Origin of the sequence: Neptuniibacter sp. QD72_48 (assembly GCF_047778065.1) — a bacterium.
Classification (GTDB): Bacteria; Pseudomonadota; Gammaproteobacteria; order Pseudomonadales; family Balneatricaceae; genus Neptuniibacter.
This window is the reverse complement of the sequence record NZ_CP180548.1, coordinates 1-25,643: the sequence shown is the minus strand read 5'-3', so window position 1 is coordinate 25,643 and position 25,643 is coordinate 1. Positions and strand designations below refer to the sequence as shown.

Genomic DNA, 25,643 nt, shown 5'->3' with positions numbered 1-25,643 from the left:
TTCATCGAACAGTGGTTAGGCGCGAAGCCCTTGTCCCACTGACCAAAAAAAGAAGACTAGGGTACAAAGAAGCAGCGGTAGAGAGTAGCCCTGCCATTAAACAACAGAAGCTCTCATTGTTGATTCCTGCTTACAAGAAAGCCCTCATTGAGGGCTTTTTTTATGTCTGCTAGAACAGTTGTTGCAGGATCGGCTGCATCTGAATCTGAACGGGTAGCGCCGCACCCAAGCCAATCCCAATCCATATAATCAGTTCCTTCAGATCACTGAATTTGTCATCACCAGAACGATACTTAAAGAACTGAAAACTGAACTGGATGGACAGCGCTTTAGCATCAGTCGTATTCAAAGTTTTAACAGAGAGTGTTGAGTGTAAAGAAGTGAGTTTATTCATAACGTTTTTTCCTCTTATTTTTATTATTAACGTTAAGATAAAGATACATCGAAAAGCGTTTTCCTGTCAAGAAAAATCCTTTAAAAACAATAAGTTAATTAAAAGTCAAGTTTTAAGCTCAGGTAGAATCTGGACTCCCCGCCTCTACTGATTTTTAAGGCCGAAATTACCCTAATATTTTTTAAAAATAAGGCAAATTTCATTTTGTCTCAGGTTGAACGATAGTGGGTTTTAGGGTGATAAAGGTACGTTAGAACCCTCACTTATGTTCGAAATAAGGGGGTTAAGGGTGTTTTCGCATGAGAAAACAGGGTGAAAAGGCTATTTTGTCCTTGTTAGGACGATAGTTTGTCATCAAAGAAACGATAGATTGGCACCGATTTAACGATACCGAGGGTATGAAAGTACCTTAAAGATTTTTGGCTTTATGTTTAGCAATAGAACGCTCTAAGGCGCGATCAAAGGCATCGAGCATTGTTCCTTCCACAGGTTCGTAGTCCTTTTCAGGAAATACTTCTTCTAAACTGTAGCCAGAACGTCTCTCTAGCTCTGTGAGCTGTTTAAAGTGATCGATTAGCTCATGCATCTCATCGGCAGGAACGCCGTGTATTAGCTTCTCAGTCATCTATAAGTCCTCTTTCCCGTTCCCAGTCGTCTTGCGCCTCTTCGACGGTTCGGCCTTTGAGGTATTTATTATTAAAGTACGCTCTGAGTTCCGCAGAGGTTTTGCCTTTAGGGACTTCACCTGCATAGCGTCTAGCGATGATTCGATCAGCTACCGCACGGTCGTAATCAGTGATCTCACAGCCTTTTAAAGAATGCTTCGCCATCAATTAACTCTTCTTCACTGTACTTAAAGCGGTTTCTAACTAATGCTTTTTTAACCGTTTCAGGGATCTCTCTGAAATGACTGTTGAGCAGGGTCTGGCGATCCTCCTCTGTGGGTGCATTATCCAGCAGTGCTTGTGCCTGATGCTCGTTCATGCCATTCAGAAATTCATCATGCAGCTCTTCTACAATTTCATCAAATGTGTACGTTTTCGCATTAGGATTTTTATTGATCATGCGCTGATAAATAGCTCTATCTTCGTCTGTAATTTCAATCATATTTTGTTTTTAACCCTAGTTTTTAAAACTCTGGGTTAATCCTTTTAAAACATGGGCTTATCGACTGCAAACAACATCTAACGTTTGCGCGCAAACCTTAATGCACTTCGGGTGTAAACTGCTCTATAGTGTAGTGGCCACCCTCGCCTATCACCACTTCAGGGCCTGCTTCATCAAGGCGACGAATCTTTAAGCGGTCTTCCAGATCCCACCAAAATTGGCCTGCATTCTTATGCAACAGTTCAGGTTCTTTTTGGGCGATCTGGTTCAGTACGGCCATCACCTTCGCAAACGCTTCATGGTGCGTGGCGGTCATCATGTCTTCAGCTACCTGATCACCTGCAAAGGGCTTTACTACAAGGGAAGCATATTCATAACCACCCAAAGCGAATTCACCAATCCCGTTTGTATAGAACACGCCGTGGTTATTATTTGGCTCAAATCCAAAATTAAAGTTATCTACGTTGTACTTATTCATTACGATTAATCCTTTAAAGTCTCATCGCATTATAACGAACTTGATTTAATTTTACTTAAAAATGATTTATGTGATTTTAAAGGTGAGGTTTATATTTTAGTGAGTTATTTTCGACGAGCTTTTTATTTGATTTTATTAAGTTATTTTTGAGCTATAAGTATATGTCTATTTCTTTATGATTAATTTAAACTAAATAAGATGCAATTTAGGTTATAAGCTTTTTTTAAGAAATAAAAAATATATAATAAAGAAATAAAGACCTCCTTAATTGGCGTTCTTTTGTCCTTAATTTGGTTATTGTTGATATCTTCAAAGCCCCAGTTCCTGCTGGGGCTTTCATTTATTTAAAGGTTTAAAGCTTTGAGTGAGCCATCTTGCATTTGAATTAATTTTTAGTATTATTAATTCATAAATTAAATTTTAATTCCCACTTTAAGGAAGATTCATGTCCGATTCTATATTTCTAAAAATATTAATGCGCAAAAATTCCCTAAAAAAGAACATTGCAGAACTAGATGTTGAGTCTTTAGAAAAGGTTATTAGCAACTTAAATGAGTTTGTTGTTGAAAAGCGTGAGGAAGAAGAAGCGGAAGCAGCACTGGCTGCAGAGAAGCAATCAAAGATTGATGCTATTCGTCAGCAGATGGCTGAGGCAGGCATTGATGCAGATGAATTACTGTCTATGATTCCTGAAACGAAGAAGCAGAAAGTAGCTGCGAAATATCGCTTAGAAGATGATGAAGGTCAGGTACATGAGTGGTCTGGTCGCGGTCGCACTCCACTGGCCTTCCAATCAGCTTTCGATAAAGGATCTAGCAAAGAAGATTTTCTGATTGCAGAGGCTTAATTAATTCGTCTCCAGCGAATTACATTAAATAAAGGCTCTCATCTGAGGGCCTTTTTAATATCGCCTGCCACAATTAAACCATCAGGCATACCTGCTCCGTAAATAACTAATAGTCCCATTGAATCATTCACATCTAAACCCTGAGCATGACACAGTTTTTCACGGAATTGCCCTTCAGGTAAAAGGTTTTCAAATTCAATAAACATTGAATCAGAATAATAAGGTTCTTTTTGAAGTTCTAAACCAAAATTAATTCTTAATTGATAATGTGGTTTATTAATTTTTAAATAATCAGAGTCGTATTGAAACTTAAATCGACCGTCCTCTAATTCAGTCAGTAAACCTGCTTTTCTGTTATCATAAACAACATGTGCGGTACGCATGATTCGCTTCCTGTTTAATTAAAGGGTTTCACCTGAGGGGGGAAGTGGCAGATAGTACTTTTCATTCGCTTCCACTCTCGGATCAAGAAATTCCCCAAGTGATAGTCCAAGCTTATGGCCAATGATGTAGCCTTCGTGCATGCCGTTATCACGACCGCCCATGCCCATCATCAAATTGAGTTTAAGAAAAGTCAGACCTTCAACATGCACTAACCTTGGATAGGTATGCTCAATCTCTGGATGATTCTCAATTTCTCTATGAAGTGCCTGATTCGCTGCATCCAGCTCATTTTCCTTGATTCCAATAACCTCAATACAGACAAATCCAACAGGCATAATCCTTTACCTCTATGAAACAATGGCCTGAGCAATCTTCATCGCCAGCCCTTGTACGTTAGGCGGTGTGTGCTCAATTAAGGTGGCATTACGGGCTTTAAAATCAAAGGTACGCATCTGGTGAACCACAATCGAACCTGAGGTTTTTAACCCTGCATTCGACAGATCTACTTCGGTACGTAGTCCACGCTGTGTACTGGTGATCGGAGCCACCATTGCAAAGCCTGTGGTCTGGTTAAACAGTTTTTGAGAGATTACAAAGGCAGGTCTGCGTTTCTGAATCTCTTTTCCTGCAGAAGGGTCAAAGTTCAACCAGATGATATCGCCCTGCTCTGGAATATAGGTCATCAGATCTCATTCCCAACAGGTGCAGCATCGATCCACTCACGTTCTTCTGAGGTTGGTTTAAAATCTTCAGATGTATATCCTACCATTAGGGACTCTAAGGTAATTTCAGGCTCTTTAATCGGTGTCATCACTACTTTGCCGCCTTCGACGGTCAGATCCAGTGAAGCACCTGCAGCAACCCCTAATACGTCCATTACTTTCTTAGGAATAGACACAATGGTAGAGCCGCCAGATTTACGAAGGGCTACAGTTGTCATCAAACACACCTCCTCTATTAAGTTATACAATTATATAACATTTAAGGAAGTTTTACAAAAGTATAACTTTTGTTTTCAACGCTGAATGCAGTGCTCTGCCCCGCGTGTTTGCTGATAAAACACATTGGCAGCAAATTCAGGAATATGCCCAAAACCCTGATCAATCAAGATCTTTAATGCAATATCTGAAGACTCGATAGAAGATGTATAGAAATGCTCAAAGCTGTTGGCAGCAAGGGCCTTCTTCGAGAGAAAGCTCAATACAAGGGCTGTCTGATCCATGACAGATAAACTCCTTAAATACGATAAATACTGGGTATCCTTACCCATATCAAAGTGGTGAGCAGTTAGTTTAACAACCACTCACTTTTTGATCAATTAACCACCAAAAAGACCCTTCAAGCTGAAGGTGCTTTTAGTCGATCCATCGGGTTGTTTCTCCGTCCGAATGATCTTCTTTTCAGGTTTAGGCTGTGGTTTTGCCGCTGCGACTTGCTGATTATTCGTTAGACGCTCTTTTACTTTAAAATAACGCTCAGCAGTCGGTGTGGTCATACCCAATGGGAAGATAATGCCATCTTTATCATTTAGCTCTTCCTCAACCGTCATTAAGTACGCATAGGTACGATCCAGATCTTTCTGATTCTGGCTTGTTGCGGCATAACCTGATTGTTCAATGCGATACAGTTTACCGTTGGCCAGTTTTAGGTATTGTTCGGCAATCTGGGTATAGATCGCTTTGGTACGTTCTGGATGCAGGCCAGAGTCCCGCATCTTCCCGTATAACGTTAAAGCAGGTGTGCTTTTACGTGAGTTTTTCAGCCGTGATTTGCTGATAGCGAACAAGGCCTCTTTTTCCCATGCATCAAACTGTCTCTCAAGCGCAGCATTGGCTTTAACAGGTGCAGACTGAGGCTTAGGCTGTTCAACCTTAGCGACCTGCTCCTGAGCCTCCTTAGGCTGCTCCTCTTTTTGAGGTTTGAGTTTCAGATCCATCACCTGAGCTTCAGGAGGGACTTCCAGTGTTCTTATCACTTTCTGTTCCACCTTAGGTTCAGGTTTCGGTGGATTGATCTCTTCAGGCGTTTTGAGAAAACCAGCCTGTGCGGAGATCGAAGCACTCAACAGTGTGGTTGTTAAAATAATCCGTTTCATACTAAAACTGTGTCTCCCAATCATCAGGGGCATCCTCTGTCTCTTCAAACCCTGCAATCGGTTGATTCACCGTTTGCGGGTCAGATTCAGGGATCGCCTGTTTCTTTGCATACTCATCTGTAGCTTTCTTAAGCGACACTTTACGTTCCAGTGCTGCTAAGCGATTCGCTTCCTGTTTCTGTTTTAACTGCTCTTCAGGGGTGATGAAGGAGCCAGATTCTGTCTTAATCATGATCTGGCCATTCACCGCATAATATTCATGCCCTAATGCATTTGAGTCATTGGAAACAGGGCCGATATATTTAATATCGACCGCCTTCTCATCATCAGAGGCTGTGCTCGGTTTCTCGTTTTCGGTCTTTTTCTGCCGCTCTTCTTCTTTCTTCTTCGCGGCTTTTGGTACGCTCGTCTACAGCTTTCTGGCTAGCTGCGACTTCCTCCAGTGTGTTTTCCGAAACGTTTTCCAGCTTGCCATCTTTCGCTGCTTGCTCAATTTGTGCTTTACGTTTAGCAAAAGGACTCTCAACCACTTCATTATCATCGCCCTGCGTTTGCTGAGCTTTATCCTGCTGCTCTTTCTGAGCTTTAGCCTGCTCATTGGCTTGTGTGGTTTGTTCCTGAGTCTGTTCAGTCTCTTGCTGTTGTTCACGATTAGGATCGCGTTTTACCAGCTCCTGAGTCAGACGCTTCGCTTCCTGTTCATGATGCACCTGCAGCTTGGTCAGACTCTCTCGCATCTCTTTATCAGGGCAACGACCGATAGAGCGCTTAAGGGAGTCAGAATACATATTCTGCTCTTCTAGCTGCTTCTCTAGTAGGAGTTGATTAATACGTTGCTCGTTTGGTTTTTTTTGAGCCTTTTCCTGCTCCATACGGCGATCAAAATCGGCCTGAGATTGATCAAAGGCTTTCCATCGATTGGAGATCTCTTCTAGACCACCATGAATGTTCTCGGCGCTCATTACGCCTGCATTCTGGCGCTCCATACCCTGCTCAGATTCAGACTTCGCTTTCTCTTCTTCCGATTGAGAAACGCTCTGCTCCTGATCCTGCTCTTTGGCTTGGGTCAGATCATTAATCTGATAGCTGAAGTACTCAATGTTTTGAATGTTTTGACGGTAGTCATCACCTTGGCCAAACATCAGGTTAGAGCCAGCTTCCTTCAATTCCGCTTCAGCCTTCGCCTGAGCTTCCTTCTCTTCCATGTCTTTGATGGCAGCAAGCTTCTTCTTTTCCTCGGCTTCAGCGGCCTGACCTGCACGCTCAGAAGCCTCTTCAATAGCCTGAATGTTTTTACCGTAATCCTCAGACTCACCGATCTGAGTCTCCAGATAGGAACCACGAATATCTTTAACCGCATCGTCTTTCGACTGTTGCTCAGTCTGTGGTGTCTGCTGATTTGGTTGTTCAGCAGTCTGCTCAGGCTGATGGTACTTTTCCAGTAAAGCTTTAGAGGTATCTTCAATAATCTGTTGGCGCTGTTCAGCGCTTAACTCAATACCATGCTCACCTGAAAAATTATCCAAACCAATGTTCAGCATTTTTTCAGACACATCATTGTGAAGAAGTTGAGGAGTGCCACTGAATTTTTTACCGTCAAGGGTGCCTTCAAATTCAAGAAAATCTTGATCAACTTCACCGTCTCCGTGCGGAACTGATTCGGTTAACTTAGCAATCGAATGAATCTGTACTTCGTACTTTTTCTCAGGCTCTGTACCATCCTGAGTAAATGAATCCTGAAATGTCATATTCGTACTCCTTCTTAACGGTTAAATTCTGTCATGCTGGACAATTCAATAATGTCCACGGCGATCCCGCCGCCTGCTAAACCTACTTTGGCAAACGCTTGGTTTTGACCAAATTCGCCCCCGACACCGTGATCATCGAGGAAGTCGCGGTAATCCCAACCGCTACCCAATACCTTCTCTTCGATATCACGCTCTCTCGCTAGCTCTTCTTTGTTGTGTTGTTCACGGTGATTATTGCCTGCACTCATCACATCAAAGCTTGTTTCTAACTTGCTGTAGAAATTACCTTCATAGAACTTACTTTGGTTGTTCATGGAAGGTAGGCTTGGGAAACATAACAGTGAAAAGGCCGTTAGGTTTTCATCGTTATGTGGGAAGGTGCCTTGAGGTTTAAGATAATCCTGTCCATTTAGCTCCAGCAGCTGCGGGATGTTCTCAACATAGCGTGAAGTATTGATATTTGAGCGCATCACTTTGCCTGCAATACGTTTTGCAAACTGTGTGGTTTCCTGATCGTCGGTAGACAGGATAAATACATTGGATGCGTTGCCGATGAAGTTCTCCGCTTCCTTTTGATTGTGCTGTGTCAGCGATGAAATGCTTTGGAACACGAACGTTGGGTATACACCCGTAGATCTGTTTACGTTCCAAAAGTTTGCATCTGACACCATCTCTTTACTGAACACACACAGGTTCTGAAATTCATCACAGATATACGCCGTTGGAATGGCATTACGCTGCACATTCAGCTTCATTTCTGAATAAGCGGTCTGACGCTTCATAGATAGCATCATAAAGCGGGTTTTGATCATTAACTGAATCATACCCTTGACCGTATCGCCGTAGCCTTTGAGGGCAATACCGAGAATCTTGCCATCGAATGCATCACTCACATCCACCATTTTGTCTTTCTTCAATGGTTGATTAGAGATGAAACGGCGGTAGGTGATGTTGTCCATCTTCGAATACGCATTCACGAAGTTCTTGGCAGACGCATCAATCGAGGTGCGGGTTTTCTCTGCCATTTTGTAGAAGTCATGCGTGAAGAAAGACAGTGATGCCGCCAGTGCGCGGCAATCAATAAACTGACCTGTCTCAGTGTTGTTATCCAGCTCTTCATGAATCTGTTCAAGGACTTCATCGCGGTACTCTTCATCCTGTAAAAGTTTGAAGAAGTGAGCGATAGACCACGGATTCATTTTTAACTTATCCCAAGCTTTATTATGAATAGCTTCGATAGACGCTGATGCCAGTGCGATCTCTACTACTGCACGGAACAGCTCTTTCGCTTGAGTTTCGAAGAACGGATCATTTGGAGTCATGCCTTTACGAGAAAGGACAACTAACATATCCGCTACTTCTGCAGTCGTTAGCCCGTCAATCAGGTTAACGCCGCAGTGCTCTTCTTTGTCGCCAATGATAATAATATCGTCTGAACGATCTACACCTGTTTGCTCTTTCACATGATCGATCAATGGGATCAGATCATTCATCAGCTCGCCCTTATAATCCTGAATCAGAGCGCCGTGTCTCAAGGACATAATCTGGCCCATGAGGAAGCTGATAAAACCACGGGTTTTGTTAGCACCAGAGCGTCCGATAATCAGTGTGGGTGTAAACATTTTCTCCAACATCATACCGATCCGCTGACCTGCCATCGGAGCGACTGACGTTGCACCGTTCTGGCGTTCATGCAGACCTGTCGCCACACCACGGGTATAAAAATAATCCAGACCGTTCGGTTTGAGATAATTTTTATAGGTATCAATCGCGGTGTTAATCGACATCAGATAGTTGATGTGTTTCGGCTTACCTTCAGGCCAGCCCACATCCGACATCTTAATCGGCTGATTCTGAATATCGGTAGCCCGATTATTTACCGCACGATAGGCCGCGTTGTAGATGTAATTCAGTGGCACTAACAGGCCAATTGCCAGCAATCCAAAGAAGATGGCAGGGTTAAAGATGGCCGTGAGTGCAACACCCATTTGTTCTGAGAACGTGATCGACAACCATTGGGATTGTGCATCACGCTCAGCATCCCCTTCAAAGAAGTAGTCATAGCGCTGAACTACCTGCGCTTCTTTTTTTACGACCTGATATACATCAGGCATGGATGCGGTAAAGTAAGTGGCAAACACGGTATAACCCAGCAGGAAGACGATCATCCATTTCACAGCCGCTTTGATGCCTTGAGGGAAGGCTTCTGACATATTCATGCCATCCACTTCGTTCTGAGACAGTACCGCGAGATAATCACCCGTGATTAATCGACCGTAGTAATGAATTTGTTGGCGCAATACATTCGGTACTTTCTCGAACATAAAGTCCCAGTACTTCTCTGAGTGGCGAAGTCGCGCATACCCTTCCACATCATTATTCAGCAGAAGGTTTTGCTGTAAACGCCATTTTAGGCTGCTCAAACGACCGTTCATGCGTTTTAGCTGAACAGTCTCTTTACGCCATTCAGCACGCTCTTTCGCACTCATCAGATTGTCATCATCTTCAAGCACAGCAGAGCGTTTCTCTTCAATCTGAGCAATCTCTTGTTGAAGAAATTCATACTCTTTACGCAGTGAAGCGGTTTTATCTTTCACAAGGGTCAGCTTACGCAACCATTTGTGCAGCGTTTCACCGTCTGGATTTAATTGAAAACGTGTAATTAAAGCATCCAGCAGGGCATCAAATTTATTGGCAATGAAACGTGGAACGCACATAGCCAACAGTTGATAAACGATGCCTAATGCAAAACTCACACCCCAAGAGATTAAGATTGGGACAAGTAAAAGAAGGTCAAAAAGACCTTTGAAAAAACTGCGCATCATAACTTAACCCTCTTTCTGTGCCGCTTGGTAAGCGCTTTCTTTCTTGGCGAGTGCCATGCTCATTTCAGGCTTGTTCAACATGCTGGTCGTGAAAAATCCTGAGGTAGGATTTGCCAGCTCTTTGAACTGCGGATTAATCTCGCTGCGCCCTGTCTGGGTCAGATCGAAGTAGTACCACTGCTCTCCCATTTCATGATGTTCTACTTTAGCTAGCAGACCGAGCTGATAACGAGGGCGGTTGTTTTCATTCACTAAGGTTCCTGTGAAAATCTGATTTTTATTTAATTTAAATAAAGTAAGTTTTTCACCTTTAGCCCACGGCTCATGGAAAAAGCCACCAAAATCACGCCATTCGGTATGCACATACTTATCGAGCGGTTTACCTTCACGCATTAGTTTAAGAATGGTGGGCATCTCATCCACGACTTCAGCCACAGGGATAAAATCCTTTTTGAGATCGTAAGAGCGATCCCACGGCTGAATACTTTGGATTAAGCGTGTTGAGCTTTGCATATTGTAGGCAGAGAGATTGCCCTGATGCTCATAGTTCGCCTGCTCTTCTGGACTGAGCGTGTTATATAAAATCGTATGAATAGATTCATCGATGAACTTATCTGTTTCAATATGAATATCATTGAAACTCATATACGCCCATGCGGTTGCAAGGAATACTGAGGTATAGGATAGAATCAATAAAGGTTTATTAAGTCGTCTTAATAGAGCGACCCAAGACCACCCTTCAGAGTAAATCTCTTCAAACGGCTTTTCAGTATCAAACCGTGGCTGTGGAATAAACTTATTTTTCTTAGGTTTTAATTCAACTCCTTGTTCTCTATCTGAATAGTCTTTAACTAAAATGCCATCAACAATAACACCATCGCCTTTAACTTCAGCGTTCATCTATAAAAGTTCCTTGATGCTTATATAATGCGTTTATTATATTGATCCATATTAATTTTGTCAAGTAATTTGATGGATTAATACAGTAAAAGATATAAGGTTATTTCCTTAGAAACAAAAAAGCCACCCTACTTGAGGATGGCTTTTGATCGATCATTAAACTTTAATATTCGACCTTAAAATCCACATCAACCAGATGATTTCTCACCTTTGGATTTGGCTTTAATTTCTTGAATTCATGTGAAGTTCCGGGCATCTGTTCTCCATTGATCTCAATGCTGGGTGCATTGGCCGGATACAGATAACAAACTGCAATCTTAGGATTGTTATCTAATAGCTCTACCATTTGCTCGGATAACAACTCACGGTATAGGCCGACACGTGATTCCTTACGATTACCTGCTTGTTTCGGATTGTTTGGATTCAGTTTCTCAGGATCAATTGAATAAACCTGAATCTCATATTTAGGGTTTTTATAACCTTTCTTTTTATAAAAACTAACCCCTTTTTCATCTAAATTGCAGACTAAGATATATTCTACAGGGAAAGGGTATGCCCAAATAAGACCTACATCTCCCCTGCCCGTAATATCTTCAATCTCACATTTTTCAACAAAAGGTGAGTGGTACACGGCAGGCACCACACATTTAAACCGCTCATACGGTGTTAATTCATTTTTAGCGTTCTTCACCGAGTTCGATTTCGTCATACAAACCTCCTTGTTCTTCTAGGCTAATTTCTTCAAAGTTTTCGATTTCCTCTAAGATGTACGGGAAACCACGTGTCTTCTCATCAGGCGACATCGCTTGTACGGTTTCATAGAGTTCATCGATACGTTCATGGAGTAAGCGGAATTGCTCACCACCAATATCACACTGGGTATACTCTTCCAGTGCTTGCAATAGGCCGTGATTACGACCACGTAAGTTCCAGTCAACCAACTCTGCGGCATAGTCATTCCATGACGCTCGCGCAACAGGTCTCTCACCTGATTGTTGGTATTCATGCAACTCAATCACATCCATTTCTTCAACGCGCTTCAAACGTGTACGCTCTTTGAACATGGAGTCTTCTTCGGATGGATTCACAGCCATTGCATTCTTTGCTTCCTGCTCATCCATATCCTGTACTTCAACTTTCTTTTTACGCTTACGGTGTGGGACTAGGCCTGCACGTACTTTTTCAGGCTGTCTCAATACCAGCGCATCGGAATCAAACGGACTGTAATAATCACGTTTCTGACGATTACCCGACAGACGAATATTACGCTCCAGATCCGATCTCACCTGAATGTCCTGACGTAGACCACGGCGATCCCCCAAGCGGGATACCTGTACGTTGAAGTAATTCAGGCCCATCCTCATTTTAATAAAGGATTTTGGTAAACCTTTTACTTTCCCGTTCAGCGCGTTGCCGTGCTGATCAAGGTAGTAATAGTGTTTTGGAGCCAAGTACACCATACGCGGCTGTTGAATTACCGCACGGTTGTACTCATCCCCTGTGAACTTCACACCCACTTTATGTTGATCCAGACGGATTGGGTTCTCAGGGTCAGCATGGTTCATTTTTGGCAGCAATTTATTGTCTGCATACGGAACCTCATAACCCCACTCACCCAAGTTTCCGACTGGCTTACAGGACACATTACAGTGTTTCAGGCGCTCTACCGTTTTGTAGTGGCCTTCAGGGATGTTGGACTCAACAACATAGTGGAAAGATTCCTCTTTAATCTCACCTGTTAACTTATCGATTTTCGGATTGTCCTCATCGATCAGGCGTTTACCCTTACCTGTAATTCTAAAGCCCTGTGCTTTCAGGTTTTCAATCAGTTCATTTTCATGAGATCGGTCATTCAATACATAACGGATAAAGTTTCTGTCTTCATTGAACACTGCGGTTGCCAGCTCACCTTTGATTGGCAGCGGTGTTAAGCAGAAACCTTGGTTATGCAGATTCTCCATCACCATCTCAACGCTATGGTGCACGGGTACTTGCAGGTGAACGGAGTCCGTATCGCAATACGCTACGGTATAACCTGCATCCGTTGCCTTCATAATGTGTGAATGCAATGTGATACGCGCATACGCCGTAATCTGCGCACCCCAACAACGAATGGTATGTGGAGCCAGCTTATTCGGCAGGTTTACAACGACTACCTCTGTACCATCAAACTCATTGAAGGTACGCACTTCACGGTAGTAATAACGGCAATACCGTTTAATTACATTAATGCGATCTTGGTTATATTTCTTCTGGTCTTTCTCAACCCATGTGCCTTTGGCAATCTTCTGCTCACGCTCTTGCGCCCACTTATCAATATCGCTCCAACGCTTATAAGTTGGGGTGATATCACGTAAACGGAATAGACAGTCATTGATTGGCTCAGAGTTATCAGAGCGCAGTAGGAAATCTTCACCATTAACTTGCTGAAGTACGCCAAAACCTGCTGCCGTCATCATCTGTTTTAGACATTTATCTTCAACCAGATCACCACGGGCAATGGCTTTCTTACGTAGGCCATAGGCTTTACGGGCAAAGTTCTCAAGCGGTGAGTATTTCAGGAACGGTGCGAACAGAGATTCTTTCGCTACACAGCGAATATCATCATCTTTAATTTCGCTTTGTTCCAATACATAACGCAGCTCTTCCCCTGTTGTGAAGATACGCAAACCATCTTCCCAGTCTGGGAATAAAGTCTGGTCATCTAAGTGATCACCTGCAATGGATACAGGGAACACAGGGTACTTCTTAAACTCTTCTTTTAAGAGTGGGGACATCTCCACAAGGTACATGCCAGAGAACTGCTCTAAGTGCTTTAGAATCGCTTTACGGCCAACCAGATCCCACTTCAATGGGCGGATCTTACGGGGGTCGATAAAGCGGTAATTCATCGATCTGGCTTTATCATTACCGTTGGCATCTTTCATAATTAATGCCATCACGGACATGTACATCGCATTGGCATCAAACACATCAATGCGGTGTCCCGCCTTGGTGCACGGTGTGAAGATCTGGTTCATACCACCGCGACACACATTGCCCCATTTCACGGCATAACGTCCGTTCATCCAGAATGTGCCGTACTTCGCAATCGCAGGCTGACCTGCTGGCACCAAAGGAATATCAACTAGCAGATCAGAACCGTCTTTCGTCAGGGTTTGAGAGTATTTAGCCTTAATAATTTCAACCCGATCTTCAGACTTACGCGCCCAACCGCCGCGTTTCTCTAATTTCTTATTAATCCAATCTTGGTTTTTAGGATCATGAATAATGCGGTGATCCATGTTCGGCTCTTCATGAGTACGCAACACATCGCCTGACATCGCAATCATTGCAGCTAAACCTGCCTGATTCGCGGTCATAAAGTCATAGATATTCAGATGTTCAAACCCTGTACCTGACATCAGTTTTTTGAACACACGGTTCATTTTACCGATGCCGTTTTCCATCATAATCTGCACATCGTCGCAGCAGTATTGGATGGCAGCATTGGAGATCTCTTCACGCCAGAGCTTGTAGAATCGGGTTTTAATAAAGTCATCATCAGGCAAGGTCAGATCAATTTCATCCGCAGGGAAATGATTACCTTCCTCGTCCTTCCATACCTCTGTCATATATTTAACAGGGTCGGTGTTCACTAAAGGTGTATCACCCTTCTCTAAGCCGCTCTCCTCGGTATTCGGGTCAGCTTTAATAGAGAAGTCTTTGATGGAACCTTTGATGTACGCAAGGGAATCCGCAAAGGTGAAACGGGCATATAACGGTTTAATGCCTTTATTCTTATTACCTTTTTTGTACACCTTACATTGGATCTGAATGTTCTTACCGAACGGCTTCACTTCCCATTCGAAACGTAATTCTTTCTTCGGGCGTTTACGATCACGGCCAGTCGGTGTTTTATCACTGCCCTTCAGTCCTTTCTCCACAAAACGAGACTGGTACTTACGCACAATCTTCTTAGAGCCACGATATAAACCCTTACTGCGCACATTGATCAATTGCTTAGAGTGAACAGGTTGAATCCAGATCTGACGCACCAGATTACGCTCAAGCTCAGTAATACCTGTGAGCCTGAAAACCTCTTTCAGCAGTTGACGCTTCAGGATCTCAACACTGTCGCACTCACGGTAAGGCTCAAGTGCTTTTAAACCTTTCATAAACGAAAGGGAAACCTGATAACTTTTTGTTGGATCGTAGGCGTAGGTTTCGAGCTGATCGAAAATCAGATCAACACCGCGCTGATCGTGCAGCTCCTTTTTGGCTTTGGCATCTTTCATCGTTGATTCCAATGAAAGGGCTAAACCAATACCGTCATAGCCTTCAAAGAAATGCGCTAATACGAGGGCTTCAACGTGTTGACCAAAGCGTTCATCGCCCTCCATAACTTCAATGTATTCACGTGGATCTTTTACTTCATCAAAGTCAGGATTAGGCACCCAATCGCCGGGTTCCGCTGTCATGTAGAAGATACGTTCTTCGATCTCTTCTGCTAATGACAGTTCATCCTCAAGGTCTTGAGGGACTTGGCGATAGGTTTTTTGACCATTTTTGCGCTCACCCTCTTTAAAGTCAGGGGTGCGGCAGAAATCATAAAATACGTGTGGGTCGGTGGTTTCACCTGTCAGACCGCCGCCCTCTTTCTGTTTAAACTCCCAGAACACACCGAACTGCATAAATTTAGGCAGACGGTGGAAGCCTTCGATATCCATACCGAAGATATGTGTTTTGGGGTACTGAAGAGTACGGGCCAGTGCGGTGTAATCCGCGCAGCTGATGCCGCCCGGATCGGTGGTTGCGCCAGTGGTCTGAGGATCGACAAACCGATCCCTGACATATGGCATATCCTTCGCAATATCACGGGCTTTCAAATCACCGTAATATCGATCTGGATCGTCAACCTGAATGGGGCCATCCACAACAGGTAGAGCTTCTTCCATGTAGTTCTCCTATGTTCAGATTATTATTAGTTGAGTTTATTTTTTTAAAACATTTTTTATTATTTTTAAAGCGTACATACCTTAACACATTTTATTATATTTGTCAAGGAATAATAAATAGTTTGAGGGGGTATTACCCCCTCAGATTAATCATCTATTTTTTTATCGGGATCGTGTTTCGAGGCTTTTTCCTCTTCATCCTGTTCAGGATTTTCGATCTCATCTAACTTACGTTTAGCGGCTTCTGCCTCTTGTTCTAATGCTTTTTGCTCCGCACTGGAGAGCATTTGATCCTGTGCATCTTCCGCTTGTGCTTTCAGACGTTTCTCTTCGAGATCTGCCTGTTCTTTCGCACGTTTATCTTCCAACTGCTGACGTAAATCATGTCCGATATTCAGAAGTTCCGCCTGATCTTCCTTCACTTTCTTAATGGACGTTTCACGTAAAGTCGGTGATTTATCAACGAGCGCTTTCTGTTCACGTTTCAGTCGAGCATCGGTGGCTTTCTTCTGCGCCACCACTGCCTTTACAGGGATTTTTTTTAACCCTAATGCATTGCAAGTGAGTTTCACTGCACGCATGTTGGCAATGGTCATGGTGTCCGATTTAAGCTCAATCTCTTTAGTTTTACCGTTTAATTTAATGTTCTTTGGGTCGGAGCTTTTCTTCACCACTTCAGCCAATACATCGTAAGCGACATCGTAATCTCGCTGAGTAGGCCTTACATCGTTGTCAGGTTTGATCGCCTGTCTTGCCCGAAATGCAGACCATGCGGCACGGGTACGCATAGACGATTTTAACTTCTGACCTTTTTTCGATTTCCAGAATTTCTCAGCGGCTTGGGTTTTAACTTTATTACCCAGAATGGTTTCAGCACGCCTTAATCCTACGGCTTTTTTATCAAGGGACTGACGGTATTCCTCCATCTCTTCATCAGTGGAGTGTTTATAGTCATCACCCTTGTTGAGTGCTTCAATCTTTTCATAGAGCCTGTCGATCTGGTTCTGGCGGCGTTTCGCCATCACCTCACGTTCACGCATCTGCTCTGGATATTTTAAAAGCGCTTCGGTTTCGTAATCGGTGTCTTTAATCTTTTGAGTTGTAGCACGGATCTCATTACGGTATCGCTCAAACTCCCCTTTGTGGATCTGATCGATTTCCGCTTGGTAGCCGCGTTTCTGTTCTTCTTGGCGCTCCTTATAGAAAACATCAAACTCTTTTCGCAGGTTACCTAAGCCAAATACCTGAAGAACGCTTTTGCCTTTATCGCCCGTAAAGTTTTCAATCTCCACCTGATCGTTGGCATGATCAATCGCATCCTGCTCAGCTCTCTCCACAATCGCATCGCGGGTAAAGATGTACTCAGGAAGATCATGATCAGGGTACTCATCATGCTCTTCAAAATAATCTTCTTCGTATTGTTCTAGGCGCTCTTCTGCCAGATCTTCAGCGGTTTGTTGTTCGTAATGTTGATCAAACTGCTCACGCTGAGAATCCATTTTTTCTTTAATGGCAGCAGCAAAGGCCTCAACAGCCTCAATGTCCTGACCTGACTTAGAGTAGATACGACCAATGTGGGATCGAAGGTCTTCTGATTCACCACTTAACGGTTTGTATTCCTCAAGCTCTGCTTCGGTAAGCTTACCTTCCAGCTCTGGGGGAATGGGTATAGAGAGGTCGAGAAGATCTTCTAAGATATCCTCTAATCGTTCGCAGTGATCATCGTATTCATCACCAGCGCGAACGTATTCGTCAAAAATATACGTAGCCATCAGTTAATGTCCTCCATGACAGACTGAGTAAGAGTGAGAGATAAAAGGGGCATTCCTTGCCCCTTAGTTGCCAAATGCGTTAGCGATGTTCTGAATGGATTCGAAGGCTTGTTCAATCTTCTTATCCTGTTCTCGCATGTCATCACGCATGGCAGAAATTTCAGCTGTGGTTGAATTCAATGCTTTCATTAAATTCAAAATCACATCTTTAAGATCACTCGATTCAGCTGCAGGTGAACCTGATGTACCTGTTGCCCCTAAACGGGTAATGGTATCGGTGAAGGTTTCTGCCAGTGTGCTTAACTCTGAGTTGTAATTACCCATCGTTGTTAACAACTCACTGTTCGCCTGCGTAGCGCCCTTTTCCATTACCTTACGGGTACTTTCAATAGTTTTAAGTACAGACTTATCCAGCATCTCTTCTGATTTTTTAGTCTGAGCATTCAGCATATCTAATGCTGCATTTTGAACTAAATCAGGTAAACCATCGGTACTCTGTTTTAGGTATTCACGGTTTTGATTCTTAATCTTCACCATGACAGCGCTCAGATCGAGGAGATTCTTATTCAACTCTTTCTGGTTTTCGCTCGCCGCTTCACTGATCGCTTTCAGGTAGCCACCTTTAGCTTCCATCTCAGTGAGCACATCCTTAACGTTTTCAATTTCACTGTCATCAATCACTTGAGCCAGTGTATTCACTTTATTGGTGGCGGTATCCACGATGTCTTCAACGGTGTTGTTTAAACCGTTAAACATCTCATTCATACCATTGATGGTATTAGTGGCTTCCACCACTTCATCAACCAGAACGGCCACAGGGCCAAGGGCCTCGATCACCACATCACTGATCTGGTAGATCGTTTCCTGCTTAAAGTTCTGATAGTTTTTCTTCAGGCGTGCATCCATCTGTGTGATCAGACGTTCCACAATGGATTCTTTACCGCCTTTACCATCTGCAAAGACCGAATCATTAAAGCCAAACTGATTCATTTTAAATCGGCTATAGACCGACTTAGGGATATTCTTCAGGCGCTTAGACTGTTTATCCAGATCTTCACGGATCTGTTTAATCTGTAGTGCCAGTGATTCATCCTGACCTTCTTTAGCTTCACCGAAGAGTTTCTGTTCCATCTCATCTAATTGAGATTTCAGCTCTTCAACCTGTTGAGCGCTGACACCTTGCTCAATGGTGGTTTTGAGGTTTTCACCATAAGTGGTCAGCTTACGCTTAAGGGAATCGAACTGTGCTTTTGTTGCACCTTTCTTCTTAATCTCTTCCACGGTGGATTTAACACTGTCCATAGTGCCTTGCAGTGCTTCAATTTGGGCAGAGGCATCTAACCCTTCGATCAGATTAATAATCTGATTAAATTCTGCTGTACGCGCTTCCATATGATGATCCTCTCTTTCCTGAGCTGCGCTAATTAATGATTGAGGTAGTCTTTCCAACGTACCGTTATGCGTAGCAATGGCCTCAGCCATTTCTGTCATTTTGGTATCTAAGGTGTTGGTTAACTCGGTCAGTTGAGTGTTCTGCTCGGTGAGTTGAGCATTTTGATTGACTGACACCTCTAGCGTCTTCACATGGCGATCAATTTCTACACCAAGCTCAGAGAAATTCAGAGCAACACTTTCACAGTCCTTTTTCAGGGCTGCGAGAAGCTTGTCTCGCTTTTTCGGGTCTGTTTCTGCAAGTAATTCAACAATTTTGTCGGGAATTGCTTGAATTACAGTGCTTCCGTTCACTATAATCTGCATAACGATGATCCTTGTTCGGGGTTATTGTTAGTTGAGTTTTTATGAAGCCCTCCCGCCAGAGGGCTTTGCTTTTCTAAAGCCTTCGCACTTCTCATCGCTTACCGCCTTTACCTGATTGACCAAAACGTTTGGCCATCGAGCTTTTACGGTGTGCTTGATCGTGTCTCTTATGTTTTTCTTTTAAAGCTTTAGAGCCTTCAGCTTGTTTTTGTTTTTCTGAAGACGGTACTACCTTACCTTCTTTTTCCTCAGGTTTCTCATCAACCTTTGGCTCAGAAGGTTTTGTTTCTACAGAGGTTTCTTCCTTTAATTCACCTTGTTCAGGGGCATCGGATTCACTCTCTGTTTCAGTATCTTTATCTACACTGTCTTTCTGGTCAACTTCCGCTTCCAGTTCTTCAACCTGAGCTTCAGTACTCGATTTTTTAATCTGTTGTAAGGCATCCTGTTCAGCTAACAGAAACGCTTCACGATTAATGGAAGCCAACTTATATTCGCAATCAAACCATTCGCCATTACACAGCGGTAGGCGCATGCCTTGCTTAAAAAACTTGTTAACGAAATAGCTAACTACTTCACTGTCTTTCAACTCTTTCGGCTTACCTTTAGAGTCGGTGAAATTAACCGCTACTTCTTCATTTAAAATCTTCCCATAACAACCAAAGAAGTGGGACAGGTCGCCACCGAACTGTACGCGTACAGCATCAGGTGATGCCTCATTCATGATTGCTTCTAAATCTACATCCTTTGTCATTGATATCTCCTAAGTCCTTTTAGGCTCCTAATAGTTTTGGTTTACCGAACTCATGTTCTACGATCTCCAACAGCTTGTCTGTGTGATGACGTAGAATGTAGCGTTCGAGCTTCTTAAAGATCAGCTGTTGAACACGCTTGTCGTATTCTTCAGTACCCACTTCAATCAACTTTTTCTGAGTGGGTTGGCAGAACACTTCCAGACGCTCTGTATCTTTCTCCAATCCAGCTTTGATCTTGGCAGTGCCTGCTTCGAGGTACTGATAGATCTCATTCTTGGCTTGGTGTTGATAATTAAAGGTCGCAATCTCCTTGCCGGTTTTCTTATCTTCAGCAGCAATGCGTTCAGCATGAAGCAGTAATGCATCACGCTCCGCTTTATTGCTCTGAAGTAAGCCGTACATCTGAACACGGTAATTCCCACGCTTAACATCCTTTGTTAACAAGTGGGTCATTTTTGCCGCTTCCAGATAAGGTTCAATCTCATGGATTTTGCGTCGTCTGATGTTCTTGGTTAGCACTTCCTCGTTCCCTGTTAATAGAGGAACGCCGTGCTTTAAGATAAAGAAGGCAAGTGCTTCAAACTCCGTTAGCTCAGCACAAGTATCCTGATCTCTGGAGTATTCCTTTTTCATCTCTCCGCTCTTTTCATCTTTATATTCAAAAGCGAAGGATTCTTTTATAGCATCATAAATACGGGCAAGATTCACGACCTCTGCAGCACACAGTGTGCACTGGCGAGTTGGGCCGTAAGTCTTGTATCGTTTTTCTAATGAGACAGCCATATTAATATCCTTTAATCCGTCCGTGGTTCTGGTTATTTACTTGGCAAACTTTAACAGAATATTTCATATTTGTCAAGAAATTTTGTCAAGAAATTGGATAATAGATTTTACAAATGGTTTTGACAAATAAAATAATCATGTGTTCCACACTTTGTTTCACGCAGAGTAATTGCAAAAAATACGTTGAAAAATCAAGATCGAAATATGATATTTCATGTTTTGCAGTCTAATAGTGTGAAGCCCGATAATAACTCTAATGCTCTTTCTTTATTTTCTTTATAAAGATTAGAGAGCAAAACTTTAGAAATAAGTTTATCTAATGGACTTCGTTCTTTCTTACATTGAAGTCTCTGCATTTGCTCAAACGCATACTGGCTTATCAGCTGATCCAAATCCCCTTTTACATTAATCTTTAAGTGATAACAGCAATGACCATCATTGGCTCTGTACCAGCGATACAGGTCATTTTCTAATGGAAAGTTCATGGACTTATGATTAATTTCCATGTCATCACTTATATTAAAGCGAGGAGTCATATCCATTTTCCAACTGGATAACTGAATAAGGTGTGCCTCTTGTGTGGCGCTATCTAATATGAAGTGAGCGTACCAGTCAAAGAAGACTGATCCATACTTGTCTTCATCTATGCGCGAGCGTAGAGGTAATCTTGATAATGTGATTTCGTTGTCGTTTAATTTAACAACAAAAACACCTATGTTTTTTGAAAAGCTGTTTATACTGTACTTATACGCTACACGCTTACGCACAGATTCAAATGATAATTGAAACATATATACGTCCTTGTATTATGATGTTGTCGTTGAGTTATCTTCTATTATAGCACACTTTAAGAATTATATTTGTAAAAGATTTTAAGAAATTCCTTGACAAGTATGATTGATGGTGTTAAGATAGGTAGCAACAAATGGCCAAAGAGCCAGTTAACAAAACAAATTTATAGGTATAGAAATGAAGAAATTAATGATTACAATGATTGCAGGAGCCATCGCCCTCGGTGCGAATGTTGCCACTGCAGAGATGGAAACAAGCAAGCCGCATAGCGCGGTTGTCATCAACTACGATGAGAACCTAGAAGCTCAACTACTTGAGCGTGCTGACTTCCATACTCCATATGGAAAGGCTATGCAGGATCGCTGGTTGTTTACGCCAATCCGTCATAACACGGATTTAAACTTAGGCGAATTGCCAGCAAAACAGATGAAGCAATCACACGTTAAAGAGTTTAATGAGATGATTGCGCTGAGCCTTGAAATCAACGCCTTCTTCGAGAAGAACGAAGATTACAATGGCCGACTAAGAATGAAAGAAGGTTTGCTGAACCAACGCATCGTTTGGTTAGCAACTCACATTATGAATTTTTATGACCTGCACTCTCGTCATGCAGACACTGCAGAGAAGAGAGAGTACTTCGGACAGGTTAAAGCCGAAGTATATGTGGCGATGGTTCAGTTCCGCCGCATTACAGGTACACGCATTGATGAATTAACAAATCGATTGATTATCAATGAAGAAATTGCATCAGGTAATAAAGGAGTTCACTTGCATAGCATGGCAACTACTAACTCCTCATCTGATGAGCAAGATTTAAAAGTATGGAATATCATGCGAGATTATTTTAAAGAAGAGTTTCGCCTGATCAGCAAAGATAACGCAGATAAACTGATTAATGGTTAATCAGGGAGGATATTAAGATGAATAACTATCAGAAGAATCATGTTCCAGTTAGTTCTGGCGGTGCGAAAGCTAACGTATTTACTCAGTTTGTATTACCAGCCATTGGTATTGGCGGTGTATGTCTTGCATTTGAATTGATCAAATACTTCGGTTAACAGTTTACATTTCACTTCTATATCTTTGAGGGCTATTAGCCCTCTTTTTTTGTCTGTTATTTATTGAAATATAAACATCTATTGGACAATAGATACCATTACCTTTAAACCTATAATAAAGCCTGTTTATAGGCCTTATCTGATTTAATATATCTACACCCCTATCTTCTTTTTCTCTATGTATATTCTTTCTTTATTTGTGTCAGTAATAACATATTGGGTTTCACCTGAGGGGGGGTGATGTGCAATGTTGTTTATTACTTTAATTAACATAGAGATCTCTAAGGTTAACGAAGGATAATCAACCTACATGTTTTGTGTGATTGAAGTGAGGATAAAATTTAGACAAATAAAAAGAGGCTCATATGAGCCTCTTTCCAGTTCAAGGTTTTACTTATCGACCACCGTCTTCAAGTTCACCCTGTTTCTTTTTCAGCTGATTTTCACGTGCTTGATCGAACTGTTTAGCACCTGCTGCATGCGCAGATCCTGCTGCACCACCTGCCTGTTGAGCAAGAGATTCAGCTTTGCTACCAGCGCTATCTGTCACGTTATTAGCTTCCATTGCACCAAATGGACGAGCAACACCACCACTGAACCATTCCAGAATGTTATTCGGAATCTGAGGTGGAATTTCGTAGATCTTCTTCAACATGAACGCTGAGGATACGATGAAGAATACTGTTATCATGCCTTCCATCCAGTAGGAGTTAAAGCCTGCTGCTTCTGCCATGCCGAAGATATAAAGTGAAGTCCACACTTTACCTAAGTGATCAAACAATAGCATCGCACCTAAACCAACCACACATAGTACCGGCTTAAGAAGAAGCGCTGCCATTAATGACCATACTCTCTCAAAGCGAGTACCTGAGATACCCTCGCCTTCTGGAGATGCCATTTGCACAACAGCCAGTGGGCCTGCTGCGACACCTTCCACTACAGTAATCAACCAACCTGCTACAAGTAGCATCCACACCAATACAGGTGAGAAGGTAAGCATATCCAAGCTAATTGAACCGTAGATCATCATTGATCCAATATCGGATAACAATTCAGCCAAAATAACTACTGCTGCTGATGCTGCGGCACCAAATGGGCCAAGGCTTTCAATACCAGCGGCAAGTACTTTAAAGGTCGCACTGACCGCTTTAAAGATCATACCCTTAGTGAACAAGCCATCACTCACAGCTTTTGTTTGCATTGTAAGTGTTCTGGAATCAGCAACGTCGCCAATGTAATCAACGCCTGCGATGCCTTCAACATAGTCTACAGAACCATGCGTCATACGCGTTGGTGAATCGCTCACACCCAAACCTGTGAACATAGACTTCAACATCTGATCAGCACCCTGCTTCGCTAATTGCTCAGCACACTCAGGTGTATTACATAGCTCAGCATTAGCCATTACGTCCTGACCCTGCTTCGCACCCTGCGTCATCAACTCTGATGTTAATTTTGCAGTTAAGGTAATGATGTTATCTCGTACTTCACACATGGTAGAGTCGCCACCACCTGTTTTCTTGTTGTATGCATAATCGTTATTAGCGTATCCATCATCACGTTTACGACACCCCATCTCTTCAGGGTTTGGCATAGTAAACTTCGTCATACCTGTGAAGTTGTCAGACAAAATCGTATTCATGTTATTTGGATCAATTGCCATTGCTGGATAGTACATACCCGCTAATGCCCAACCGTCATTTGTCAGCATACGCTTTTTGATCTCAACAACATTGTATCGATCCAAAATACCGCGATAGTTGCTTTCAAAGTTAACTCGGTTATCAATAATCTGCTTATAACGCATTGCAACTGCATGACGAATAGCTTCACCAAAGGTTTGACCATTAGGCAACTTCAATGCATCAACATCAGTTGTTGCTCTGTTTGCATAAGCCTTCAGAATTAAACCGTCTCGTTTGTAGTTCGCTTCTACAATTGGACGTACATAATCATCTGCAGTACGGACGGAGTTCATAACCGCTTGGTGCAGAGAGTATTGTGCTGTTTTCTCAAGATCCTCACGAATCTGATCATTTACAGTTTTATAGTATTGAAGTGAAGAAACACTTTCGAACAGACCACCTTCTTCAGGATGATTGTTGCCAATACCGTTCTTAATTTGAGATGTATGTTGATACTCAAGACGAACTGGCGCTTTAGCCATTGCTAAGTGATCGACTGTGTAGCTCTCAGGAATCTCGGTATAACCACATACACCTTTTTTGGAACCAAAGTGAATGTAGTCATAAGTACCTGACTTATACGAAGAAGACGCTTCCAGATCTCGAATGGATTTAAAAGATTCATAGTCATTCCAAATCAGGTTGTTTTTAACCAACCAATATGGATCTGTACCCTTCTCAAAGCCCATTACTAGACCACAGGTAGCTTTCGCTGTTTCTGTATCCTGAACAGAGTCAAACTGACGCGTCAGCAATGCATTACTGCCTACCTGACCGAGTGAAACTCGCTCCATCATGGCATTAGAGGCAAGGTCTGCTGCTGAGCTACCCACTAAGGCGAGATACACAATAATCTTTTGTATCGCTGAGACCTTAATCGCCATACCGCTGGCGGTATAACCGATTGTCCAAGGATACATCAGTCCCATCGCTAAACCTGTACGCAATGGAAGCCATATAGTAGACCACTGCTTCCCTAGCACTTCACCTTCAGCAGCTGTTTTAAGTACAGCGGTATAACCAACCCACAGCATTGTGAACATAAAGAGTACAATGGCGATGTAGTTTCCGTAAGTTAAGATATCCATTAATAGGGTGGTAGTTAACTCACCCAAATAACCGTCATCATTAATTAATCGTACCCATGTTCCTAGAAGCTCTTCTAATGCTCTAGGAATAGGATCATTATCGAAATCAAATACCTTGTAGATAGTATTTTGAAGGAATTCATTTACTCCTGCTGCACCTTCCGATCCTGCAGCATTCGCATCTTCCAACCCCAAATTACTTGAAGGTATAACAATATCAACGTTGTTATTATTCAT

General features: G+C 42.6%; 26 protein-coding genes. 3 read left to right on the top strand and 23 right to left on the bottom strand.

The annotated features are described in order from the left end of the window. Window positions 1-169: 169 nt before the first annotated feature. The 5 genes from ACMXYX_RS17780 to ACMXYX_RS17760 form a co-directional block, all read right to left on the bottom strand. Window positions 170-394 (bottom strand): hypothetical protein, encoded by a 225-nt coding sequence (locus ACMXYX_RS17780; RefSeq protein ID WP_415906919.1) that lies wholly within the window; start codon window positions 392-394, stop codon window positions 170-172. A gap of 409 nt (window positions 395-803) precedes the next feature. Continuing rightward, on the bottom strand, window positions 804-1,019 hold the full coding sequence (locus ACMXYX_RS17775) for a hypothetical protein (RefSeq protein ID WP_415906918.1): 216 nt from the start codon (window positions 1,017-1,019) through the stop codon (window positions 804-806). Further along, window positions 1,012-1,224, bottom strand: a complete 213-nt coding sequence (locus tag ACMXYX_RS17770) for a hypothetical protein (RefSeq protein WP_415906917.1) — start codon at window positions 1,222-1,224, stop codon at window positions 1,012-1,014. The genes ACMXYX_RS17775 and ACMXYX_RS17770 overlap by 8 nt, the downstream gene beginning before the upstream one ends. Beyond that, window positions 1,196-1,501 carry a hypothetical protein gene (locus ACMXYX_RS17765; protein WP_415906916.1) on the bottom strand — a complete coding sequence of 102 codons (306 nt, stop codon included), beginning with the start codon at window positions 1,499-1,501 and terminating at the stop codon, window positions 1,196-1,198. The genes ACMXYX_RS17770 and ACMXYX_RS17765 overlap by 29 nt, the downstream gene beginning before the upstream one ends. A gap of 97 nt (window positions 1,502-1,598) precedes the next feature. Continuing rightward, on the bottom strand, window positions 1,599-1,979 hold the full coding sequence (locus ACMXYX_RS17760) for a hypothetical protein (RefSeq protein ID WP_415906915.1): 381 nt from the start codon (window positions 1,977-1,979) through the stop codon (window positions 1,599-1,601). 445 nt (window positions 1,980-2,424) lie between these two features. Between ACMXYX_RS17760 and ACMXYX_RS17755 the strand changes: the two genes are divergently transcribed. Beyond that, a complete protein-coding gene (locus ACMXYX_RS17755; RefSeq protein ID WP_415906914.1) occupies window positions 2,425-2,826 on the top strand; it encodes an H-NS family nucleoid-associated regulatory protein in 402 nt (133 codons plus the stop codon). 38 nt (window positions 2,827-2,864) lie between these two features. Here the strand turns inward: ACMXYX_RS17755 and ACMXYX_RS17750 are convergent, their stop codons facing one another. The 17 genes from ACMXYX_RS17750 to ACMXYX_RS17670 all read right to left on the bottom strand — a co-directional run bounded on the left by ACMXYX_RS17750 (window position 2,865) and on the right by ACMXYX_RS17670 (window position 21,574). After that, complete coding sequence (locus ACMXYX_RS17750; RefSeq protein ID WP_415906913.1) at window positions 2,865-3,209, bottom strand: HipA N-terminal domain-containing protein; 345 nt, start codon at window positions 3,207-3,209, stop codon at window positions 2,865-2,867. A gap of 18 nt (window positions 3,210-3,227) precedes the next feature. Next, window positions 3,228-3,545 carry a hypothetical protein gene (locus tag ACMXYX_RS17745; RefSeq protein ID WP_415906912.1) on the bottom strand — a complete coding sequence of 106 codons (318 nt, stop codon included), beginning with the start codon at window positions 3,543-3,545 and terminating at the stop codon, window positions 3,228-3,230. A 12-nt stretch (window positions 3,546-3,557) separates the two neighbouring features. Then, window positions 3,558-3,893: a type II toxin-antitoxin system PemK/MazF family toxin gene (locus ACMXYX_RS17740; protein WP_415906911.1), complete on the bottom strand. Its 336-nt coding sequence runs from the start codon at window positions 3,891-3,893 to the stop codon at window positions 3,558-3,560. Further along, on the bottom strand, window positions 3,893-4,150 hold the full coding sequence (locus ACMXYX_RS17735) for an AbrB/MazE/SpoVT family DNA-binding domain-containing protein (RefSeq protein ID WP_415906910.1): 258 nt from the start codon (window positions 4,148-4,150) through the stop codon (window positions 3,893-3,895). Before ACMXYX_RS17735 ends, ACMXYX_RS17740 begins: the two co-directional genes overlap by 1 nt. Window positions 4,151-4,225: 75 nt before the next feature. Continuing rightward, on the bottom strand, window positions 4,226-4,432 hold the full coding sequence (locus tag ACMXYX_RS17730; protein WP_415906909.1) for a hypothetical protein: 207 nt from the start codon (window positions 4,430-4,432) through the stop codon (window positions 4,226-4,228). A 96-nt stretch (window positions 4,433-4,528) separates the two neighbouring features. Then, window positions 4,529-5,305, bottom strand: coding sequence for a hypothetical protein (locus tag ACMXYX_RS17725; RefSeq protein WP_415906908.1), 777 nt, complete (start codon window positions 5,303-5,305; stop codon window positions 4,529-4,531). Window position 5,306: 1 nt separating this feature from the next. Then, window positions 5,307-5,537: a hypothetical protein gene (locus ACMXYX_RS17720; protein ID WP_415906907.1), complete on the bottom strand. Its 231-nt coding sequence runs from the start codon at window positions 5,535-5,537 to the stop codon at window positions 5,307-5,309. A gap of 94 nt (window positions 5,538-5,631) precedes the next feature. Next, window positions 5,632-7,053, bottom strand: coding sequence for a hypothetical protein (locus ACMXYX_RS17715; RefSeq protein ID WP_415906906.1), 1,422 nt, complete (start codon window positions 7,051-7,053; stop codon window positions 5,632-5,634). A gap of 14 nt (window positions 7,054-7,067) precedes the next feature. Beyond that, window positions 7,068-9,878, bottom strand: a complete 2,811-nt coding sequence (locus ACMXYX_RS17710) for a type IV secretory system conjugative DNA transfer family protein (protein WP_415906905.1) — start codon at window positions 9,876-9,878, stop codon at window positions 7,068-7,070. Window positions 9,879-9,881: 3 nt separating this feature from the next. Beyond that, entirely contained in the window at window positions 9,882-10,778 is an 897-nt protein-coding gene (locus ACMXYX_RS17705; protein ID WP_415906904.1) for a hypothetical protein, read from the bottom strand. A 163-nt stretch (window positions 10,779-10,941) separates the two neighbouring features. Continuing rightward, on the bottom strand, window positions 10,942-11,487 hold the full coding sequence (locus tag ACMXYX_RS17700; RefSeq protein WP_415906903.1) for a hypothetical protein: 546 nt from the start codon (window positions 11,485-11,487) through the stop codon (window positions 10,942-10,944). Further along, a complete protein-coding gene (locus ACMXYX_RS17695; RefSeq protein ID WP_415906902.1) occupies window positions 11,456-15,715 on the bottom strand; it encodes a hypothetical protein in 4,260 nt (1,419 codons plus the stop codon). The genes ACMXYX_RS17700 and ACMXYX_RS17695 overlap by 32 nt, the downstream gene beginning before the upstream one ends. A 146-nt stretch (window positions 15,716-15,861) precedes the next feature. Next, a complete protein-coding gene (locus ACMXYX_RS17690; protein WP_415906901.1) occupies window positions 15,862-17,487 on the bottom strand; it encodes a hypothetical protein in 1,626 nt (541 codons plus the stop codon). 63 nt (window positions 17,488-17,550) lie between these two features. After that, the gene (locus ACMXYX_RS17685; RefSeq protein WP_415906900.1) at window positions 17,551-19,245 is read right to left on the bottom strand and encodes a hypothetical protein; all 1,695 of its coding nucleotides are present in this window, start codon (window positions 19,243-19,245) and stop codon (window positions 17,551-17,553) included. Between the two features lie 91 nt (window positions 19,246-19,336). After that, the gene (locus ACMXYX_RS17680; RefSeq protein WP_415906899.1) at window positions 19,337-19,999 is read right to left on the bottom strand and encodes a hypothetical protein; all 663 of its coding nucleotides are present in this window, start codon (window positions 19,997-19,999) and stop codon (window positions 19,337-19,339) included. A gap of 19 nt (window positions 20,000-20,018) precedes the next feature. Beyond that, window positions 20,019-20,783, bottom strand: coding sequence for a hypothetical protein (locus ACMXYX_RS17675; protein WP_415906898.1), 765 nt, complete (start codon window positions 20,781-20,783; stop codon window positions 20,019-20,021). A gap of 212 nt (window positions 20,784-20,995) precedes the next feature. Continuing rightward, complete coding sequence (locus ACMXYX_RS17670) at window positions 20,996-21,574, bottom strand: hypothetical protein (protein WP_415906897.1); 579 nt, start codon at window positions 21,572-21,574, stop codon at window positions 20,996-20,998. 178 nt (window positions 21,575-21,752) lie between these two features. Between ACMXYX_RS17670 and ACMXYX_RS17665 the strand changes: the two genes are divergently transcribed. Together ACMXYX_RS17665 and ACMXYX_RS17660 are read left to right on the top strand one after the other, a co-directional pair. After that, window positions 21,753-22,478 carry a hypothetical protein gene (locus ACMXYX_RS17665; RefSeq protein ID WP_415906896.1) on the top strand — a complete coding sequence of 242 codons (726 nt, stop codon included), beginning with the start codon at window positions 21,753-21,755 and terminating at the stop codon, window positions 22,476-22,478. A gap of 17 nt (window positions 22,479-22,495) precedes the next feature. Then, window positions 22,496-22,633 carry a hypothetical protein gene (locus ACMXYX_RS17660; protein ID WP_415906895.1) on the top strand — a complete coding sequence of 46 codons (138 nt, stop codon included), beginning with the start codon at window positions 22,496-22,498 and terminating at the stop codon, window positions 22,631-22,633. Between the two features lie 394 nt (window positions 22,634-23,027). On the opposite strand, the gene ACMXYX_RS17655 is transcribed toward ACMXYX_RS17660, so the two are convergent. Beyond that, the gene (locus tag ACMXYX_RS17655) at window positions 23,028-25,643 is read right to left on the bottom strand and encodes a DotA/TraY family protein (protein ID WP_415906894.1); all 2,616 of its coding nucleotides are present in this window, start codon (window positions 25,641-25,643) and stop codon (window positions 23,028-23,030) included.